Annotated in this window: 6 protein-coding genes; all 6 read left to right on the forward strand. The window is 49.4% G+C overall.

Annotation, left to right across the window (positions count from 1 at the left end):
• Positions 1-340: type II secretion system F family protein (locus VAE48_RS07720; RefSeq protein WP_322792741.1), on the forward strand; the 340-nt coding region annotated here is incomplete at its 5' end.
• Positions 341-405: 65 nt separating this feature from the next.
• Complete coding sequence (locus tag VAE48_RS07725) at positions 406-1,143, forward strand: ComF family protein (protein WP_322792742.1); 738 nt, start codon at positions 406-408, stop codon at positions 1,141-1,143.
• Positions 1,144-1,210: 67 nt separating this feature from the next.
• Entirely contained in the window at positions 1,211-1,783 is a 573-nt protein-coding gene (hpf, locus tag VAE48_RS07730; protein ID WP_322792743.1) for a ribosome hibernation-promoting factor, HPF/YfiA family, read from the forward strand.
• Between the two features lie 127 nt (positions 1,784-1,910).
• Positions 1,911-2,471 (forward strand): elongation factor P, encoded by a 561-nt coding sequence (gene efp / locus VAE48_RS07735; protein WP_322792744.1) that lies wholly within the window; start codon positions 1,911-1,913, stop codon positions 2,469-2,471.
• Between the two features lie 17 nt (positions 2,472-2,488).
• Complete coding sequence (locus VAE48_RS07740) at positions 2,489-2,827, forward strand: hypothetical protein (RefSeq protein ID WP_322792745.1); 339 nt, start codon at positions 2,489-2,491, stop codon at positions 2,825-2,827.
• On the forward strand, positions 2,824-3,794 hold a 971-nt coding region (locus tag VAE48_RS07745; RefSeq protein WP_322792746.1), incomplete at its 3' end, for an HAD family hydrolase. The genes VAE48_RS07740 and VAE48_RS07745, both read left to right, overlap by 4 nt.

A 3,794-nucleotide genomic window follows, 5' to 3' on the forward strand; every position in this document is an offset into this window, starting at 1 on the left:
TGCCTTTGCCCGAGCCATTCAGGAAATCCAGTTGGGAAAAGTCCGCCGTGAAGCCCTGCGAGATATGGCCGAACGCATTGGCATCCCTGAAATGACCAGTTTTGTGGCAGCGGTCATTCAATCTGAACAACTGGGCGTTAGTCTCGCTAAGGTTTTACGCATTCAATCTGATCAGATGCGAGTTAAGCGCCGCCAGCGCGCGGAAGAGGAAGCGCACAAAGCGCCGTTGAAAATGCTCATCCCCATGGCGTTGCTGATTTTCCCCTCGTTAATGATTGTACTCCTCACCCCTGCTGCCCTTCGCCTGTTTCAGTCTGCGCTTGGCGGCATGTTTCAATAAACACCATAAAAAAACGGGTTTCGATATTTTTCTACCTTGCCGGCTCAAAAAGCGCCTGGTAAACCATGCACACCTTAACGAAAGCCTCTCCACGGTTTGCGATCCAGCAGTTCTTCTGGATTGCCATGGACTGGCTGTATCCCCCATCATGCGCCGGTTGTGGAAAAAACGGCGAACGGTTATGCCGCTCCTGCCTGCAACAAATTACACCCATTGACCATCAAACCTCTTGCCCGCGTTGTGACCTTCCTCAAGTCAATCACCTATGCCCCGACTGCCAGAGTCAGCCCCCAGTTTTTGAGCAGCTGCGTTCTTACAGCGTTTATGATGGTTCACTCCGTCGAGCCATTCATCGGTTGAAATATGAAAACGACTTGCCCCTGGCAGATACCCTTTGCCGGTTTCTCATTTCTCTCTTCGCCGAACAAAATTGGCAGGTCAACTTAATTTGCCCCGTCCCACTCAGTCACCAACGTCAGCGGCAAAGGGGATACAATCAGTCTGCATTACTTGCCCAATTACTGGGTTGGGCTTTGTCTATTCCTTTTACCAATAAAGCCTTGTACCGAATTCGAGAAACACGCTCTCAAGTTGGGTTGAACGCCGTACAAAGACGGGAAAATGTAAAAGGAGCGTTCAGCGCCGTGCCATCCATCGTACAAAACAAAACCGTACTGGTGGTTGATGACATTGCTACCACCAGCGCAACGCTCTCTGCCTGTGCCGAAGCACTGAAGAGCGCCGGCGCCAGTCAGGTTTTTGCAATAACCCTCGCTCGCACCGTTCAGATCGAACAAAGTTGAGGTATACTAGGTTTAAATCCCGGTATGCCAATCTGCCTTACCCCAATCTTACCCTCAGGAGGAAGGAATGACACCGCAAATTGAAGTATTTACCCGTAATCTGGAATTGACCGACCGCCTACAGGAATATGTCACCAAAAAAGTATCTAAATTAAATAAATTAATCAATGACGTTGAAGACACCCGTGTAGATCTTTCGTATGTAAAATCAGCACGGAGTGCATCCGACCGGCAGGTTGCACAAATTACCATTCGAGGCAAAGGTTTTATTTTGCGGGCCGAAGAAAGAGCGGACGATTTGTTTGCCGCCATTGACGAAGCAGTGGACAAAATGCAACGCCAGATTTCTCGCTTCAAAGGCAAGCGCCAGCGCGGGCGTGGTGATGGTACACCCGCTTCTGAGGTAGCAAAAGAACCCATGCCCGAAGAAACCACCGCCGATATTGAGGAAATGCCGGTCATTGCCCGCCGCAAGACGTTTTCGCTGGTTCCGATGGATGAGATGGAAGCCATTGAGCAGATGAAACTGCTTGGGCATGAAGATTTCTTCGTTTTTTACAATGCAAATACCAATGCCATTAACGTTTTATATACCCGACGAGATGGAACATATGGCTTGATTGAACCCAAATTAGGTTAACCTCATCCAACAACGACTCACCAAAAACACACCCTGGCCAGGGGTGTGTTTTTGTTACTTGCCACTCCTGCGGCTGTGCGCTATAATCTAGCCGTTCTGAAACCATCTTGAAAACAGGGAAAGTAATATGATTGACGTCAACGATCTGCGCAAAGGGGTAACTTTCGAACTGGATGGAAACCTCTACAAAGTACTCGAATACAGCCACCACAAACCGGGGCGCGGTAACGCTACCATTCGCATTAAGGCTCGCAACCTGCGCACCGGCGCCACACTGGAAAAGACCTTTACCTCCGGTGACCGTGTTCCTGAAGCCCGCCTGGAATACCATAACGCTCAATACCTCTACAACGACGGCGAAATTTATTACTTCATGGACACCGAAACTTTTGAGCAGTACCCCATCCGTGCCGAAATCCTCGGCGATTCGGCCGGTTATCTCAAAGAGGAAATGCCGGTCAAATTGACTTTTTACGGATCTGAAGCGCTGGATGTGGAACTGCCTACCACGGTTGATTTAAAAGTGACTTATGCGGAAATTGCGGTGCGCGGCGATACTGCCACGGGCGTGACCAAAACCGTTACCGTTGAAACTGGTATTCAGGTACAGGTGCCCAATTTTGTGGAAGAAGGCGATGTCATCCGTGTAGATACCCGCACAGGCACATACGTAACCCGCGTTCAATAAACAAGGCTCTTATTTGAATGAAAACCCCTGCGGGTTTTGAATGCAGTTATTTTTACGGGGATTACTATCGTGGACGAAAAAGGGAGGAGTGCCGCCTGATCGGCAACACACCTGCTCCCCACCACTGGACTGCGGATTTATGTAAAACCTGTCCGGTTCCGGGTATTCAAAGAGCCAATGCCTGCCCGCACATGGTACTGGATGCCCGAGTAAGCCGCGGGTTTCTTGGATTAAAACGAAAAGTCCACGTCAGCGCCTATTGCAATAAATCCTTCCAGATTGTCACTGAACCGCATGTCGGTTGCGGTCAGTGCCATCCGCTACCCCCACCTTTTATCGAACCGGAAACTCGATGAGCCTCACCGTTCTTTTTGATTTAGATGATACCCTGCTGGAAAACGATATCCAGCCGTTTATTCAACGTTATTTTGAATTACTGGCAAATACACTGGCTGAATCGATCTCACCCCAACAATTTTTGCAGGCCATGCAGCATGCAGTCTATGCCATGCTGCAAAAACAAATGCCAGCGGGCACATTAGAAAACACCTTCGACCAAGTGTTCTACCCCGCTTTAGGGGTGTCCAAACAATCCCTCAAAGAGAAAATTGATGATTTCTACCGGACAAAATTCCCTTTACTAAAAGAATTAACCCGCCCCAGATCAACAGCCATCCGCCTGATTGAATGCGCTTTTGAGCGCGGATGGCAGGTTGTGATCGCCACCAATCCCCTCTTCCCTCGAACCGCAATCGAACAGCGCTTGGCATGGGCCGGTTTACCCGTTGACCAATATCCATATTCATTGGTTACCACTTACGAAAATTCACACTTCTGTAAACCTCATCCAGCCTATTTTGCAGAAATCCTTGCAGTCCTTCGCTGGCCTCAGATGCCGGCTGTGATGGTTGGCAACAGCTGGGAGGACGACATTCTACCAGCAGAACAGTTAGGATTACCCACCTTTTTCCTGAGCGAACAGAATCAGCCTGAGAACAGTGCCTCGCGTAACCCCCTCAGTAAAACCGGTGCTTTGGAGGATGTACTGGCCTGGCTGGATACCATTGCTCAACAGGATGGCGTACCCTCCTATGATGGGATTGCCGCCATTCTGGCGACTTTGCAATCCACCCCGGCTGCATTGGAAACTTTTTCCTCTGCTTTTCCTGAAGAACTCTGGAATCAAAGACCTGAACCTAAAGAATGGTGTTTCACCGAGATCTTATGTCATCTACGCGATGTCGATCGCGAGGTCAATCTGGAACGCATTGAAATGGTATTGAAAGAAAACCGTCCCTTCCTGCCAGCCGCAATGACGGATGG

The sequence above is a fragment of the Bellilinea sp. genome, assembly GCF_034432615.1.
Classification (GTDB): domain Bacteria; phylum Chloroflexota; class Anaerolineae; order Anaerolineales; family Anaerolineaceae; genus Bellilinea.